General features: G+C 43.9%; 18 protein-coding genes. 17 read left to right on the top strand and 1 reads right to left on the bottom strand.

From position 1 onward, the window contains the following. Nucleotides 1–234 precede the first annotated feature (234 nt). The 10 genes from B2U90_RS03240 (at nt 235) to B2U90_RS03285 (ending at nt 7270) form a co-directional block, all read left to right on the top strand. Entirely contained in the window at nt 235–657 is a 423-nt protein-coding gene (locus tag B2U90_RS03240; protein ID WP_059076082.1) for a hypothetical protein, read from the top strand. Continuing rightward, nucleotides 647–2692 carry an AAA family ATPase gene (locus B2U90_RS03245; protein ID WP_292017080.1) on the top strand — a complete coding sequence of 682 codons (2046 nt, stop codon included), beginning with the start codon at nt 647–649 and terminating at the stop codon, nt 2690–2692. The genes B2U90_RS03240 and B2U90_RS03245 overlap by 11 nt, the downstream gene beginning before the upstream one ends. A 58-nt stretch (nt 2693–2750) precedes the next feature. Beyond that, entirely contained in the window at nt 2751–2894 is a 144-nt protein-coding gene (locus tag B2U90_RS03250; protein WP_292017081.1) for a hypothetical protein, read from the top strand. A gap of 658 nt (nt 2895–3552) precedes the next feature. Next, nucleotides 3553–4041 carry a hypothetical protein gene (locus B2U90_RS03255; RefSeq protein WP_292017082.1) on the top strand — a complete coding sequence of 163 codons (489 nt, stop codon included), beginning with the start codon at nt 3553–3555 and terminating at the stop codon, nt 4039–4041. 401 nt (nt 4042–4442) lie between these two features. Continuing rightward, nucleotides 4443–4718 carry a hypothetical protein gene (locus tag B2U90_RS03260; protein ID WP_075582177.1) on the top strand — a complete coding sequence of 92 codons (276 nt, stop codon included), beginning with the start codon at nt 4443–4445 and terminating at the stop codon, nt 4716–4718. After that, a complete protein-coding gene (locus B2U90_RS03265; protein ID WP_059076624.1) occupies nt 4690–5226 on the top strand; it encodes an N-acetylmuramoyl-L-alanine amidase family protein in 537 nt (178 codons plus the stop codon). Before B2U90_RS03260 ends, B2U90_RS03265 begins: the two co-directional genes overlap by 29 nt. A gap of 196 nt (nt 5227–5422) precedes the next feature. Then, on the top strand, nt 5423–5638 hold the full coding sequence (locus tag B2U90_RS03270) for a DUF1659 domain-containing protein (RefSeq protein ID WP_059075785.1): 216 nt from the start codon (nt 5423–5425) through the stop codon (nt 5636–5638). Nucleotides 5639–5944: 306 nt separating this feature from the next. Further along, the gene (locus B2U90_RS03275; protein WP_292017083.1) at nt 5945–6286 is read left to right on the top strand and encodes a DUF2922 domain-containing protein; all 342 of its coding nucleotides are present in this window, start codon (nt 5945–5947) and stop codon (nt 6284–6286) included. A 92-nt stretch (nt 6287–6378) separates the two neighbouring features. Further along, on the top strand, nt 6379–6999 hold the full coding sequence (locus tag B2U90_RS03280; protein ID WP_292017084.1) for a sigma-70 family RNA polymerase sigma factor: 621 nt from the start codon (nt 6379–6381) through the stop codon (nt 6997–6999). A 16-nt stretch (nt 7000–7015) separates the two neighbouring features. After that, nucleotides 7016–7270: a hypothetical protein gene (locus B2U90_RS03285; protein ID WP_059075787.1), complete on the top strand. Its 255-nt coding sequence runs from the start codon at nt 7016–7018 to the stop codon at nt 7268–7270. A 298-nt stretch (nt 7271–7568) separates the two neighbouring features. Here the strand turns inward: B2U90_RS03285 and B2U90_RS03290 are convergent, their stop codons facing one another. Further along, nucleotides 7569–8348: an HNH endonuclease gene (locus tag B2U90_RS03290; protein ID WP_292017085.1), complete on the bottom strand. Its 780-nt coding sequence runs from the start codon at nt 8346–8348 to the stop codon at nt 7569–7571. A gap of 237 nt (nt 8349–8585) precedes the next feature. On the opposite strand from B2U90_RS03290, the gene B2U90_RS03295 reads away from it, so the two are divergent. The 7 genes from B2U90_RS03295 (at nt 8586) to B2U90_RS03325 (ending at nt 16893) form a co-directional block, all read left to right on the top strand. After that, nucleotides 8586–8849 carry a hypothetical protein gene (locus tag B2U90_RS03295; protein ID WP_292017086.1) on the top strand — a complete coding sequence of 88 codons (264 nt, stop codon included), beginning with the start codon at nt 8586–8588 and terminating at the stop codon, nt 8847–8849. A gap of 17 nt (nt 8850–8866) precedes the next feature. After that, nucleotides 8867–11179 (top strand): hypothetical protein, encoded by a 2313-nt coding sequence (locus tag B2U90_RS03300; RefSeq protein WP_292017087.1) that lies wholly within the window; start codon nt 8867–8869, stop codon nt 11177–11179. A 7-nt stretch (nt 11180–11186) separates the two neighbouring features. Then, nucleotides 11187–11951, top strand: coding sequence for an ATP-dependent helicase (locus B2U90_RS03305; RefSeq protein ID WP_292017088.1), 765 nt, complete (start codon nt 11187–11189; stop codon nt 11949–11951). Nucleotides 11952–12151: 200 nt separating this feature from the next. After that, nucleotides 12152–13243, top strand: a complete 1092-nt coding sequence (locus B2U90_RS03310) for a DNA cytosine methyltransferase (RefSeq protein ID WP_292017089.1) — start codon at nt 12152–12154, stop codon at nt 13241–13243. A 147-nt stretch (nt 13244–13390) separates the two neighbouring features. Beyond that, entirely contained in the window at nt 13391–13804 is a 414-nt protein-coding gene (locus B2U90_RS03315; protein WP_292017090.1) for a hypothetical protein, read from the top strand. A 42-nt stretch (nt 13805–13846) separates the two neighbouring features. Beyond that, complete coding sequence (locus tag B2U90_RS03320) at nt 13847–15046, top strand: restriction endonuclease PLD domain-containing protein (protein WP_292017091.1); 1200 nt, start codon at nt 13847–13849, stop codon at nt 15044–15046. After that, a complete protein-coding gene (locus tag B2U90_RS03325; protein ID WP_292017092.1) occupies nt 15043–16893 on the top strand; it encodes a Z1 domain-containing protein in 1851 nt (616 codons plus the stop codon). Before B2U90_RS03320 ends, B2U90_RS03325 begins: the two co-directional genes overlap by 4 nt. Nucleotides 16894–16906: the final 13 nt, after the last annotated feature.

Below are 16906 nucleotides of genomic sequence, written 5' to 3' on the forward strand. Positions count from 1 at the left end.
GAAACTAGTTCAATTGACAAGTAAGCATTATCATACATACTCCCTTCAGGATAATCGTTCCTGAGGGGAGTTTTTCTATATAAACTGCCTGCAGATTAAAATTTTCTCACTATTTTCTAATCTACATTTTTTTGACATATGCTGGATTTTGTGCTAGGCTCAAATCAGTTCGTTTGCAGGAAGTGCAAATGCATCATGCAAAAAAATTTACATCTTGAAAGGAGAATCTGTGACATGGAAAGCAAGGAAGTCTTTTCCTGGGATGACGAGATCGAAATCGTCAAACAGGACTATATCGAACTGGAGCCGGGAGAATATCCCTTTACGGTACAGAATATCACCCGGTCCTATTTTGACGGCAGTGACAAGATCCCTGCCTGTCATGAAATGGATGTGGAACTCCTCGTAGAGACGCCGGACGGTGATGCCATCGTCCACGACCGGTTTTATTTCTGCCGGAAAATGCTGTTCAAGATATCGAGTTTCGCCATGACGTTGGGACTGGCCCGGGTGGGGGACCGCCTGAAAATCGACTGGCCGGCCTTGCGCGGCCGCAGCGGACGGGCGCGGATTTCGACACGGGAATACAAGAACCGCCTGTATAATCAGATAGACCGGTATATCATCCCCGAAGAGGACGAGTGCCGTGCCTTCTGACCGGCAGGACCTTCTGGAGGCCCTGTCGTGGATCGACCCGGCATCCTGTACGTATCAGGAATGGTGCGACGTCGGTATGGCCCTCAAATACGAGGGCTGTACGGCCGGCGACTGGGACAGCTGGAGCCGCCGCGACATGGCCCGCTATCACAGCGGGGAATGCGAACGGAAATGGCAGACCTTTTCCAATACGAGGACGCCCTGCGTGACCGGCGGCACCATCATGCAGATGGCCATGGACCGGGGATACGGCAGGGAAATGGGCGGTAATCTCCCTATTTCCCTTGACGAAGCCATCTACATCGACCCGGGGCCGCAGGCAATCCGCATCGCCCCGGCGGCCGCATGTCCTCGGGAAAGCCGGCGGCCTCTCACGGAGCCGCCGCCCCAATGGGACCCCTGTCAGGATATACGGGACTTTCTGGAACGGCTTTTTTCGCCTGATGATTACGTGGGATACGTCATGAAGTCCATGGAACAGAAAGACCGCTGCGTGCCGGCAGGACGGGGCGTATATGGCCGGAAACAGCGCCACATCATCAAAGCCCTCGAAGCCAGCCACGACGTGGGCTATGCCCTGGGGGACTACGACCACCGCGGCGGGGCCTGGGTGCGCATCAACCCGCTGGATGGAAAAGGAGTGCGCAACAGCAACGTGCGGGAATTCACCTATGTACTGGCCGAAGCAGATGACCAGACTTTACAGCAGCAGCTCGATCGGATATGCAGCCTGAAGTTGCCCGTGGCTGCGCTCGTTTACAGTGGAGGAAAAAGTCTGCACGCCGTCGTACATATCGATGCCGGTACGGATTATGACCTGTACCGCCAGCGCGTCGATTTCCTGTACAAGACCTGTCATGAACACGGCTATCACGTCGATGTGTCCAACCGCAACCCCGCGCGGCTCATGCGTCTGCCCGGTATCCGCCGCGGCGAAAGCTGGCAGTACCTCATACCCTATGACAGCCCCTTTCAGTCCTACACGGAATGGCTGGCTGCGCTGGACGATGAAAAAGAGGGGGAAACGCCCATTGAAAACCTGTCCCGCCTGCGCCGCAACCCGCCGCCTCTCGATCCGGTACTCATCGACGGCCTTTTGCGGCAGGGCCATAAAATGATGCTTGCCGGGCCCAGCAAGGCGGGAAAATCCTTTGCCCTCATCGAACTGTGCATCGCCATAGCCGAAGGGACCTCCTGGCTGGGACAATTCCCCTGCCACCGGGGCAATGTTTTATATATCAATCTGGAATTAAATAGAGCGTCCTGTATTGACCGGTTCTGCCGGATCTACAATGCCCTCGGCCTTGCCGGGGATCATGACGATGCCATCGACCTGTGGAACTGCCGCGGTCATGCCCGCCCCATGGAACAACTGGTCCGCGATATCGTCCGCCGGACAGCCGGGAAAGACTACATGGCCATCGTCCTCGACCCTATATACAAAATCACCAATGGCGACGAAAACAGTGCCTTTGACATGGGGCAGTTCTGCAACCAGCTGGACAAACTGGCGGCAGTGAAACAGTGCGCTGTCATCTATTGCCATCACTACAGCAAAGGCAGCCAGACCGTCAAAAAAGCACAGGACCGGGCATCGGGCTCAGGCGTATTCAGTCGTGACGCCGACGCCATCCTCGACATGCTCGACGTCAAAAGCCCTATCGGAGCCCCGCCGGCCTTCCGGATTGAGGCCATCCTGCGCGAATTCGCCCCGCCGCTGCCCTTTTACATCACCTTCGACTATCCCATCCACCATATAGACTACACAGGCCTCATCGCTTCGTATAACGAAGACCTGGACAACCTGGGCCGGGGACGGGAAGACATGCTGGCTGGAAAAAAACAAAAATGCCTCAGCAACCAGCAGCTCATGCGGGAAGTATTTGATGAAATTATGGAGGAAAAGGAAGAAGTCTATATAGGTGACCTGATGAAAAAAATGGGCATGAGCCGCAGTTCCATTAAACGGTACATAGACGAAAGCACTGATTTAGAAAGGAATAAAAAAGGAAACGTATATATAAGAAAAAGATAAATCGAAACGTAATAAACACCTGCCCAAAACACCTGCCCACATTGGCATATATATAGATATGGACAGTATCACCCTCAAAATTGGCAGCCAGTCCCGGACGGGAAGAGCGGGGAGCTGGAGACTTCCCCGCTCAAACCCGGTCACGGGAACTGGCCCGCGCGGGGAAGGGAAGGAAGGGCCGCCGTTAGCGGCTGGTGGTTAGTGGGAAGGGAGAGAAAAGGCAGTTTGAAGTTTGATGTTTGATGTTTGATGAAGCCGGTTCGACGGACCGACTATTTTTATACAAAAATCAGCAAGATAGTGCCGCGACGGCCGGCGTTTTACGTCAGGCATCGCCGACGGGGCCGTCAGATGCAAGGAGGATGGAAGGAGTCATAGCAGGGCTACGAAGGGCAGTAGGTCGTTGGCCGTAGTTCGTTTATCGAAGCCGGTTCGTCGAACCTCATGTTTTAATACAAAAATCAGCATTAGGCCGCACGACAGGAGACGCTTTCTATCCTGAATCGCACGAGATGGTACCAGATGCAAGGCGGAAGAAGGAGGCGTAGTGGAGCTACGAAGGGCCGCCGTTAGCGGCTGGTGGTTAGTGGGAAGAGATAGTTTGATGTTTAATGTTTGATGTTTGATGTTTGATGAAGCCGGTTCGACGGACCGACTATTTTTACACAAAAATCAGCATACAGGCCGCACGACAGGAGACGCTTTCTATCCTGAATCGCACGAGATGGTACCAGATGCAAGGCGGAAGAAGGAGGCGTAGTGGAGCTACGCCGACTGATGACAACGAAGCAGATGGTGCCAAATCGGGTGAGACAGGTGAAAGAAGTCTCCTGCCGTGCGGCCAACGAGGAGACGGTGTTATGGATCTGCAACAGCGGGCCCGGTCGGCATTTGCCATTGTACTGGAGGCCATGACCCGGCGCCAGTCCCGGCTGCGTGCCGACAGGGATATCCGCACATTGACAATAAAACTTATCGAAAAAGTCGAAGCCGTGGCAGAGCCGGAGGACTGGCCGGTCAGCGAATATACGGACGATTTCCGGCAATACCACCCCGAAGACTCGGCCATCTGGGAACGGTTCTTCTTCCACGCCATGTTCGTCAGTACGGACCTGGCGGACTGCCTGTGCTTTTTGCGGGCCGGCGGTGCCATTCTCATCCCCGATGCCGCCTACGGCTACATCATCCGCCCCGTCATCGGCGGGCACGGCTACCGCAGCCAGAGCGAATACGACCGGATGAAACAGCCTCTCCGGAAATGGCAGGCCGACATCATCCGCATCCTGCGCCTGCTCCACCACGAGCAACGCCGCTATGCACGGTACGAGGAAGGAAGGCTGGAGTTGTGATGGACCGCGGTCAGTGATTAGTGGTTAGTGGGAAGAAAAGGCAGTTTGAAGTTTGATGTTTGACGAAGCTGGTTCGACGGACAGGGTATCTTTGCCGTCCCTGAGAAGCGGTCCTTCGCAGGGGTAGCTTGCTACACTGCCGGTTCGTCGAACCAACTATCTTTACAAAAAATAGCATTACAGGCCACACGACGGGAAACGCTTTCTATCCTGAATCGCACGAGATGGCATCAGCTGCAAGGAGGATGGAGGGAGCCATAGCGGGGCTATGGTGACCGACGACGACGCGGCAGATGGTGCCAGATCGGGTGAGGCAGGGGAAAGAAGTTTCCTGCCGTGTGGCCGATTGGTTGCCAAGTGACGAAATCCGTCCCCCTTATAGAGTGAAAGGAGACATGCTTATGAATCCATTTATCCGACATTTTCCCAAAGAACGCATCGTCTATTTCGTGCGTCAGGCTATCGAGATGCTGGTATCGCTCAGGCCCTATGCGGCCTGTCGTACCAGTGCCACCTGTCCCTGTCCGGCGGCTTCATCCCGGCCGGTGACGGGCATTGCCATCGGCGATGAAGTGACACTCAATATGCGTTCCCGCAAGCCTGCTGAGCGCAGGCGCGTCGAATTTCCCCGAAGAAAGGAGAGCGAATATGTTTGTTTACCTCAATCCCGGCCATGATATGTTCCGTGACCCGGGAGCCGTCAATGACCATCTGGCTCTGACAGAAGCACAGCTGGCCCGGGACCTTGCCTGGCTCGTCTCGAAACGCCTCGACCAGCACCGGATCCGCAATATCGTCGAGCAGAACGACGACCTCTTTGGCGTCATCTGCAATGCCAACCGCTGGCAGGCCGACCTTTTCGTGTCCATCCATTTCAACGCCTTCAACAGGCACGCCACGGGCACGGAGACCTTCGTGAGCTATACCCCGCACAGCGTCATGGCAGGCCACGCCATCCAGCAGAATGTTTGTGCCGCTCTGGAACTGCCCGACCGGGGCATTAAGGAAAACATGAACCTCCTGGTCATCAACAGCACATCCATGCCGGCAGTACTCGTAGAAGTCTGCTTCATCGACAACGATGACGACATCAGGCGCTACGAAGAACGGAAAGGCCGGACCGCCGACGCCATCGCAACGGGCATCATCCAGTACATGGGACAGCTGGAAGGAAAAGCGGCGTAGGAAGGGCCGCCGTTAGCGGCTGGTGGTTAGTGGGAAGGGAGAGAAAAGGCAGTTTGAAGTTTGAAGTTTGATGTTTGACGAAGCCGGATCGTCGAACCGACTATTTATACAAAAAAACTAGCATATAGGCCACACGACGGGCGGCGCAGGTGAAAGAAGCCGCCAGCCGTGCGGCCAGCGGAAAGGAGGAAAAGGAATGGCAGAACGTAGTAACTTATCCAATAAGTTGAAACTCGTCGTATCCTACCGGGATGCCGACGACAACGAAAAGACCCGTCAGATCACCTTCAAGAATCTGAAGGGCAATGCCGATGCTACCGCCGTCTACGGCGCAGCAGAAGCACTGGCCGGACTGCAGGAAGATGCGCTCATCCGCATCTCCGAAGTCACCGAAAACGTCATTGAGGGATAAGGCCCGCAGGCCGTGTGAAGGGATAGTTTGATGTTTAAGGAAAGGACCGTAAATCGTAGGCCGTAGGTTGTTCGTCGAAGCCAGTACGTCGAACCGATTATTTTCACAAATAAAATCAGCATATAGGACCCACGACCGATGGCGGTTTCCTGTCTGAATCGTCAGAGGAGCCGTAGTTCGTAGTTCGTTCATCGAAGCCGGTTCGTCGAATCGACTATTTATACAAAAAAAAATCAGCATATAGGCCACACGACGGGCGGCGCTTTCTATCCTGAATCGCACGAGATGGTATCAGCTGCAAGGAGGATGGAGGGAGTCATAGCGGCGCTATGGCGACTGACGACGACGCGGCAGATGGTGCCAGATCGGGTGAGGCAGGTGAAAGAAGCCGCCAGCCGTGCGGCCGGCGGAAAGGAGAAAGAAATGGCTAAAAAAGAAATGCGGACGCTTAGTCTGGTACTGATCGACCCGAAAGGCAAGACTGTATCGTACAGCATCCGCAACCCGAAACCGGGCCTTGATAAAGAGGCCGTAGAAAACGCAGTCAAAGCCGTCATCGACGGAAAGATATTTGCTACTGCCAACGGGGACCTGATGGCGCTCAAGAGCTCCCAGGTAGTCACCCGCCAGGTAGAAACCCTGGAATAAGCGCAAGCATAAGGGACGGTAACACAATAGATGTGTCTGTATTGTGTTACCGCCCTGTTTTTTGCCGGTGAAAGGAGAGAGTTTTTTGTAGAATGACAAATGAAAATAAGGTACAATGGAAATGGACTTTAGACGTATTATCCCGCGCCAAGGACGGTGACACGGCGGCCTTTTTCCAGCTGGCAGAGCAGTACGGGCCGCTCATGGGCGCGGTCAGCTCCCGGTATGTATCGTATTATACGGACCTCACCGAAGCCCGGCAGGCCGCTCTGCGCGGACTTCATGAAGCTGTCTGCCGGTGGGATGGCACCCATTTTTCCAGCCTGCAGCAGCTTCACTATTTCCTAAAAAAGGAAATCCATCGGTACGTGCGCAACGAAACGGCACGCATGGCCTACGATCGCCGTCATTATGGCCAGAGCATCGACAGCGGCGGCCAATGGACCGACCTGCCAGATGCGATGGCTGATGATGCGCCCGGCCCGGCTGAAGCAGCTATCGAGACCGAACGGAATCAGATCCTGCAGAAAGCCTTGCAGAACCTGCCACCGAGAGAACGGCAGATTGTCACCGGCCGGATCTACGAAAACAAGACCGTCCGTGAACTGGGCGCCCATTTCGGCGTGACCCATCAATACATCTCCAAAATCTACGGCAAAGCCATCCAGAAATTACGCGACTGGCTGACGCCGTATGATATACAGCCTACGTAGAAAGGAGGAGAAACCGATGATACAATCTCTGATTGAACTCACCCATCCCCTGTGGAAGCATCTGGATAAAAAAGTGCAGTTGAAATTTTATGCCGAATGCATCTTAGATACGAACTATCCCGATGGGACCTTTTATTTCGTAAATACGAAACGGGGACTCCGGGCAAAAGGCGTCGAAGCATGCCACCGTCCCGACATCTATATCAAGCCGGACACACCACTGGAACCGTGCACCTGGCTGGAAGAAGGTGAAGAAGAAAAAGGAGCCTGACCGTCATCATGTCCGGCAAAAAAATCCAATTTCCCCGGACAATCAGCAAAAATCTTTTTTTAAGAAAAGAAAGGAAAAACCTAAAAATGTAACACCATAAAAGCACTGCCTTTACTGGGCAGTGCTTTTATGTATATTCGCTTATATATAGCATTCATTGATACAAACGTATCAAAAACTACAATGGAAAATGTCTAGATTAGACGAAAATTAAGATTTGAGCCATTTTCGTGAAAAAACTTGACAAGTGAGGAATAATATGATTGTTTTATGCGATAAAATACAATGAAAATTGGGATTACCGCTTGAAAATCACATCGTTGTGATATTGCAAAAATTTAGAATCAGGAAGTGTCCGATGGGGCAGGGTAATTTGCTTTTTATCAAAGGAACAAATCCAGTCGCGTGTCGTATCATCTAAATTGTTTTTTCGCTTTAATACATCTGAAACAATGATTTTGTAATCGGTACTGATAGTAATATACCCTTGGTCAAAAGCTCTATCATGCAGTGCATTGAGACAAAGACCATTATGAGGATTAGCTTTTTCCGTTTTATTTTCGCTATCTTTCCAGGGTTTTATGTGACTGGCAATTAAAAATGCAGGGATAGAAATTCCGGTGATACAGCAGCGATTTTCATAGGCACTCAGGACGGCATTACGGAAAAAGTTCTGTCCATAGCGGATTGAACTTTCCTGTATAATATTCTGTCCTTCGGGGAAACTATAATCATCGTTTTTATCATACAATAATTTCTTTTTCAGCCTTAATTTCTTTTTCAGCCTTTCATAAACTTCATTTAATTTTTCATAGTTTTGTGAATACGTCTCCCATACATATTGATCCATTTTGCTGCCGTGTGACAATCCTTCAACATTACGCTTTCGTAAATTTTTATCAAATCTGGCTAGATTGCACATTTTCATAGCCATTGCATTAGCACTGCGGTTTAGAATTGATGCTGATTTTTCGATGAGAGGATTTTTTGAAGATATTCTGCCAAATGGAATCTGATAATACAGAGAAAGAGCAATGAGAGTTTCTTCCTCATTCCAATTTTTTCTAATGCCACTCATACAATCACCTTCTTTATAGGCCTATTATACCAGGACAGTATATTAGTTGTTAATAATAATATTAAAAATATTAAAAAATTATATGATGCTCGATATATGCTTACTGACACTATTCTAAATATTTAAAAAATAATTTTAATATATTTAGAATAATATACACTAACATATGCTGAATATTGACAAATAATAGTAAAAATAATATCATAATATATATAATGTGTAACGGAAGGTGATAATATGGCTAATATAGTGAAAAATGATGATGTGATTTTGAAAAAAGAAACGAAAAGAGAAAAATTTATACGGCTTGCGGAAGCCCGTACAAACAAAATTCTTGATATGTTGCAGTTGTTAGGTAATTGTTCTAATACAAATATATATGATTATACTCAAAAAGATGTAGAAAAAATTTTTGCAGCTATTGAATCAGAAGTAAAAGAAACAAAGAAAAAATTTAATAAAATGGATAATAAAAAGAATGATCGTTTTACACTTGAATAAAATGGGAGGAATGTTTTATGAATAATATGAACCTAACTCCGATACCGCAGAATTACAAAAATAATGTTGAGTGGATTTTGGGAGCTTATACAGATGCTGGTATCACGTTTCCTAATGGATTTCAGAAAGATGCCATTCAAAATGCTGTAGGTGCAAGAAAAACAAACAAGTGGAAAAATTGGAGATGCGATATATCCCTTGTGAAAAATGAAAAAGGACAGTATATCATTGTAGAAGATTCTGGCACAGTAGGATTAACGGGGAAAATTATTCCTATATCAGAAATTGATAAGTTAATGGCACAAGGGAGCGTATTGGGGCCAGATGAAAGACTATCCAGATTCACATCCATGTTTAATTCAGGTGGAAATACGACAGGCGGCGGACTTTTTGGAGCTGGTAAAAGTGTCTATTCTGTTGCATCACAATCCTATACATATTACTATGATTCTTTAAGAGAAGATGGAGTATACGTTGCTAATGTTAACCGATGTGGGCAGGTTCTTGCTGAATCTCTAATAAATGACGACGCTAAAAAATTTATAAAAGATAAAACGGGTTTATCAGAGAAAAAAAGTACAGGTACACGGATCATTATTGAAAATCCTAGAAAGGACTTGATTGATTCTATTCAAAATGAAACAATCATACCGTATATTCAAGAATCATGGTGGCGGATTATAGAAAGGCTGAAAGATGGAGCTGCAATTTCTGTAAATGGAAAAGAAATTTTGGTTCCGAAGGAAATAAAGAGCGCTGCAACACATTCTTTTGAATTACAAAATGTGGAAACATATATAGATGGATATAGGGTAAAACATTTTGGCCTTTATACTTTTGATACTGGTAATAATATTTGGTCCGGGATTTCTTATTATCGTAAAGGAATGAAAATTGGAGACATTGATCTCAAGGATATCCCAAAAAAAATTGATGGTAAATTTTGGGGATATATTGAAGTTGACGAACAATGGGAAGATGAGCTATCCGGAATTGAAGACCGTGTACATTTTGGTGTCAGCAAAGGAAAAAAGAATACTAAAACCTTTCAAAATTTAAAAAATTACTGCAATAAAAAAGTAAGAGCAAATTTTATAGAATGGGGGTATATTAAAGATAAGGAAACGGAAGATAAAAAATTGCAGAATGAAATGCTGGAGATTGCAAATGATATTCAGAGCTTGTTTGAAAAACTTGGCTTTGAGTCATTAGGCAAAGGACCCAAAAAAGGCGATTTTTCTATTCGTTGGCAACATGTTGTGTATCCGAAATTGGGTTCAGAAGAAGTCACTACGGATGATGAAATAAGATTTTCTATTTTGATTAATAGTTCCTATGCAGCTGATAAAAAATTCGATTATAAAATTGCCGTTGTCGATCCCGATACGGGGAATGAAGTATCAAGAATTGCCGAAAATACAATTACAGTAGCTTCCAATGACAGAGAAAGAATAGATTTTTCCCATGTTGTTAAACCCAATAACTCTGTGCAGTACGCAGAAAACAGGATTGTACTATTTGTAAAAGTTAAAGGGAGTGGGAAAAGCGCAAAGAAAGAACTGCCATTTTTCTATGATATAGATAAGCCGGACACTTCCCGTTCTTATGTTGGTTTGGCACTGCACGAGTGTATTTTTCCCAGGACAAACAGCCGTAGAGTAAATTTTGGTGAAATGTTACATGATGTATCATATTCCATTGAAAATAAACGGGGTTTGGAATTGAAATATAGATTAAATATCAGTATCCATAATGCCAGTGTACCTACATGCGATAAAATTGTAGACATTGCTTCTTTAACGGGGATTGTACAACCTTATGAACAATGTATTAGTGACCCGATTAAAGATATTTTGTTTGACCAGAATGTGTATGAACAATATTTGACGTCTGGGATACTGGAACTACGAGCCCGTTTGATTGCAGTTGAAGATAGTGGAGAAATTGAAAAAGGTGATAAAATTACCTCATATAACTATAAAATTTATCTTAACTGTGATGAAAAAAATGGTTTTCAAGATTCCTTTTCTGTTCGTAGTGTTGATGCACCTGATGACTATAGGCGCTCTTGGTGCGAAACGGGAAATGGAAGGTCGATTACACTAAATGTAGGGCATCCAGCTTATTTATACGTTTCTGATTATCCAGAAGTTCAACATGAATATATACGAGAACAAATGTTGAAGCAATATGTTATGCTTTATCTTGAGGAAGGAAGATATGATATGTTTAATGTAAGTGGACAGATTTTTACAGAACTTGAACCACAAGAAGCTGCAGAACAGGTATTAAATAAAATGGAAAGTGTCTACTCTAAAAGTTTGAGGTGAGATAATTATGGGGCATATCGTATCAATAGATAAAGATGGTCATTTAGTCTATGAAGGTCTTTTGTCATCAAAAGAAAAAGCCACTATTGATGAAATTTTAGATGCGCTAAAAAAAGAAATTCCACAAATAGAATCAGATTTGAATGATAAATACGGAAAAAGTGTTCTCTATAAATATTATCTAGGAAAATTTTTAGCTGAGCAGCTGAAAAAATATAACATTTCTATTGCTGAAAGAAGAAAATTTTGGGATGAAATAAAGACCTTTGCGACTAATGAAAAACGGGTACGTAACGAAGGAGCCAATGCAGAAACGCGCAGTTTTTATGGACAGTGCTATAATCTTGCTCAGTTGGATGAAAACACTGTAGTACAATTATCATGGCGGCAATGGCAGGATATCTTTGATCGGGTCGGAAATCGTGAAGATAAACGGATTTTTCAATGGATTGGAAGATTGTCTGAAAAAATTAGAGAAGACGACTGGCGAGAGTTTGAGAAAGGGCTTCATTTATATCTCAAGAAAAAAGATACATCTGTCTTCTCAGATGATGAATTGTTTGAAATTTATGATTCTATTCTTTCTATGGGGAAATTTTGGAGAGAATCGTTTGCTAAGTTTTCAAAAGAACATCCTACTAGTGCAAAGATTAAGACGAAGACCCGTAGGTCTAAAAAGTATCAGTCCGAATGCTTCCGTTTGCAGCGGGAATTACATGCTTCGCTTGACGAATCACTTTTTTCCCAAGCTTTTGAAATTGCTATGAGATAATAGTAATATATCAACTACCCACCCTCTCTTTTTTATCTTTGCTTATGCAAAAACGGAATTTTGAGTACTTTTAAATCTATTTTGTGGTATAATAATTTAATATGCAGTTCTGCAATATTCTGGTTTTTCTTAGTAGAAAAGCTGGTAATGTTACAGTACATGTAATACTTGATAATAAATAGATTAAAGGGGGTGAGGTCGTGGTATTTAGATTGGGAGAGCTTTTTTGCGGTCCCGGTGGATTAGCATATGGAGCTACTCATGCTATAATACCAAAACGGCCGGATTTACGTATAGAACATGCCTGGGCAAATGATTATGATGATGCAACCTGCAAAACATACCGACATAATATTTGTAAAGATGACGCATCTATGAGCGTATATTGTGGGGATGTTCGTAAACTAGATATCAGTTTGGAAAATCCCTTGTTTAAAGACCATCCATTTAATGCATTTGCTTTTGGATTTCCCTGTAATGATTTTTCTGTCGTAGGGGAACAAAAAGGTTTTGATGGAACTTTTGGGCCTTTATATACCTATGGAGTGAAAGTTCTGAAATTGTTTCAACCTGAATGGTTTTTAGCCGAAAATGTCAGCGGTCTTTCTAGTGCAAATAAGGGTGGAGCCTTTCCTCGAATTATGAAGGACCTTCATGATGCAGGATACAACATCTTCCCACATTTGTATAAATTTGAAGAATATGGCGTTCCTCAGGCTCGTCACAGAATTATTATTATTGGAATCAGAAAGGACTTTCCTTTTATCTTTTATCCGCCGGCTCCTATCACACCAGACATAAAAGACTATAAAACGTCACGTGAGGCATTAGAAAATCCTCCGATTGCACCGGATGCACCTAATAATGAATTACCGTGTATGACAAAAACGGTTGTTGAGCGCTTAAAATATATAAAGCCGGGGCAGAATGCGTTTAATGCAGATTTACCGGCGCATCTTCAATTGAACATTAAAGGAGCACGCATTAGTCAGATTTATAGAAGACTAGATCCGGACAAGCCGTCTTATACGGTAACTGGATCTGGCGGAGGAGGAACCCATATTTATCACTATTCAGAAAATAGGGCATTGACTAATCGGGAAAGAGCCCGGCTGCAGACGTTCCCAGATGACTTTGAATTTAAGGGGACGAGAGAAAAAGTCCGTCGCCAGATTGGGATGGCAGTTCCTTGTGACGGAGCACGACAAATTTTTGAGGCTGTTTTAAAAACGTTTGCAAGGATTCCTTATAAGCATATAGATAAATGCAATATAAAATTTAATAACGAATGAAGGTAAGTTTGACTAACATATTTTTATAAAGCCGCTGAGAAGCGGCTTTATTTGTTTTATGAAATTTAAGGAAATATTGTATTATTTTACTAAAATGTATATACTGATAATAAAGATATATAAAACACTGAAAAAGGAGTGATTTTTATGCCAAAGGCCGGGGATAGGTTAAATGTATTTTTCAATTCAGAGGCACCATTATCTTGGGGTACCCACCGATATCATAACTCTAGGACAAGACGTAGTGGAGAAAGATATATTCCTATTCCACGGAAAGAAGCTAAGCGTTTGGGACTTCGTAATAGCAATTGTGGTACTGGATTTGGAATCAATTTATTCAATGTACATTCTACAGATGGACATTTTAGTGGAGTATTAATGACTGCAGGATGCTCCCGCCGCGGGGATATGTATGCAAAACAATTTCAAGGTTACGGTAATCTTCGCGCTTTGCTTCCGTGGCTGGAATTACATAATGCTCAAGTGGGCGATGAAGTGCAGTTTGATTGGACCAGTACTACTGATATCGAAATGAAATTCATATCTCATCATGATGAATAAGTGGCAGTTTAATAAACATAAAAGTAATGGTTGGTGATGTGTATGCGGATTCTATATTCCAATATACCTCCGCTTCGTATAAAAGAAGGACAGGAAACGTTTATTGACGGGTTTCGCACAGCTTCTCAGGAAGCTGATAGATTAGATATTGCAGTAGGATATGTTTCTAAAGGTTCTCTTTTGGAACTTGATCAGTTGGTTCATGAAATGAAAATACAATATGTCCGTCTGAATATGGGCATGTATATGATAGAAGGCATTTCTGAAAGTACCTATCATACAGCCGTAGATGTAAATAAACGATGGCAGGAAGAAGGAATCGGAGAAATACGTCTGGTACGCCCTTTTAAATATCATGGAAAGCTTTATGTCTTTTATCGTGCAGACCAACCGTTCTGTGCCTTTATTGGATCGCATAATTTGGGGGCATTAAAGCTGGAGGCTGTAAACCGGCGTCAGTATGAAATATCAGCAGAAACCAGAGATTTGGAAGAAGTTCAGGAAATTGCAGATTTTGTAAATTCATTGAGCAGTCCGGTATGTTCGAGAAATTTGGCAGATATAGACAGCCATTCCATAAAATTGATTCGGGAAGTAAATACATCGCTTTCAGGTGTTGAATTGGTACATGAAGTACCTGATAAAAGTGTTGAATTATATCAGAAACATCGCGTGGGCAATATATTTAAACTACCTTTAAAAGTTCCTTCAAAAGAAGATATTGAATACGACCAGCTTCATGGAACAAAAACGGCGAAATTTACAAAATCAAATATTAATGTCTGTTATGCAGCTCCCCGGTCTGCCCGTAAAAATCGTGATTGGTATGAAACTCAGCTGACAGTTAGTACGGCAGTTCGCCAGCAGGAAGGATATCCAGAAAAAAATCATCCTTTTTTTGTCGTAACTGATGATGGGTATTGGTTTAAAGCTCATACAACGAGTGATGGAAATAAGCAGTTTAGTGCTGTAGGGGATGAGCTGATTATGGGGCGATGGCTGAAAGGCCGTTTAGCGGCTGCCGGTCTTGTTACTCCTGTTAATGATACGGGTAAAGATACAGAGTATAGGGGCATGATTACCCGTGAAATGCTGGATGCCTATGGAGCTGACAGCTTGGTGTTCTCTAAAACAGATCAAAAGGCAATAGACGAAGATGGGACAGAATTACCTGTTTGGACATTATCTTTTATATCTGTAAAAGATAATGAATCTTCCCCTGAGGAGGAAAAAGATAAATGAATTATCTTAAAGCTTATACGGATACAATCCGGGAACGCGGAAATGAAGGATTGGCAAAAACAATTGAAAAGACAGCAGCAGAGGTAGGTCAAAAATATCTTGCTGACTTTGATTATGTCAGTCATAAAATAGGATTGCTTTTTGGTAATGTACAATCGGGTAAAACTGCGCAGATGTTTGGCATTATCTGCGAAGCGGCAGATCAGGGATTTGCTGCCTTCTTACTGCTGACAACGGATAACGTTGCATTGCAGCAGCAGACTTTACAACGGGTAGAAAATGATTTAGGGCATTTTTGTATTTGTGGAGAAAATGACGCCATGAAATTCACCGAAAATGCCCTTGTTAAACCAGTTATTATTGTGCTTAAAAAGAATTATCGTGTTTTGAGACAGTGGGCTAATATTATGCGTTCAACGGCATTTATGATCGGTAATCCTTTGTTTATTTTAGATGATGAAGCGGACGCCGCTTCGTTGAATACGCTGGTTAATAGCAGCAGGCAGTCAAGTATTAACCGGTATTTAGATTATATAAAGAGTGAGGCTTCGAGCAGTATTTATTTACAAGTAACTGGAACACCACAGGCTATTTTTTTACAAACGATTATGAGTGGATTCCGCCCGTATTTTACGTATTATTTTAAACCGGGCAAGGGATATTTGGGCGGCGATTTCTTTTTCTCTGAATCTGGAAGAAGTTGTATACGCCTGATTGATGATATGGATGAACCTTTGCGTCAAGCGGTCTTTCATCATCTCGCGGTATCTATACAGCTTTTAAAATCGGGTGTACCAGCGGCTAATTTTATGATTCATCCCAGCGTTCGGATGAATATACATAATAAATACAAAAAGGAAATAGAGAATATACTCCATGAAATTCATACTGATTTTGAATCAGAGAGCATACAAAATTTATTAAGAGAGGCTTATAACAGACTTCATCCTCAAAAGCATATGTTGCTGCCTTTTGGTCAGATTAAACAAGGTGTTTGGGAACTCCTTGAAAATAAAGAAATTAAAATTCTTATTATGAATGGCAAACATGAAGTTCGTGCTGAAGAGTATGCATCAGGATCTAATATTCTCATTGGGGGAAATACCCTTGGCCGGGGTGTTACATTTAGCGGGCTTCATACTATTTTTTATACACGAACGGCTAAAAAGCCGCAGGCTGACACGATGTGGCAGCATAGCCGCATGTTTGGATATGATCGTGATCCAGGACTCATTGAACTCTATTTAGATAATCGTTTGTATAAGCTCTTTTGTGATATTAATGCAACTAATAATGCGATAATTGCACAAATAGAACGCGGTATTGAAAATGTTAAAATGTATTATCCTGAAGAATTGAGTCCGACACGAAAAGAAGTACTGGATAAACGGTATGTATTTGCCGTGTCGGGCGGAACGAATTATTTTCCGTTTGATCCCGTTAATGATTCTATTGAAGAACTGGATACGTTATTACAGCCATTCGATGATCATGTAGAGAAATATCAAGTTTCTATGCAGATTATTAAGCGGGTTTTAGAACATATACAAACCGAACCGGAATTTCCATTAAAAGCATTTATGTCAATTATCAACATGTACATTGCTAAAAATCCAGGTGTTCAGGCAAATCTCATTGTACGGCGGAATCGTGATATAAAAAAAGGATCGGGGGCATTGTTGTCTCCTAATGATTGGAACATTGGAAAAAATATTACCGATAAAGTGGTACTGACCGTTTATAAAATGACGGGCAGCAAAGGATGGGATGGTCAAAAAATATGGGTTCCTAATATTAAATTCCCTGATGATGCCATTTATTATGATGTAGCAGATGCTGATGAATAAAGGATGAGAAGAC

This window comes from Megasphaera sp. UBA4233, assembly GCF_002395615.1.
Taxonomy (GTDB): Bacteria; Bacillota; Negativicutes; order Veillonellales; family Megasphaeraceae; genus Megasphaera; species Megasphaera hexanoica.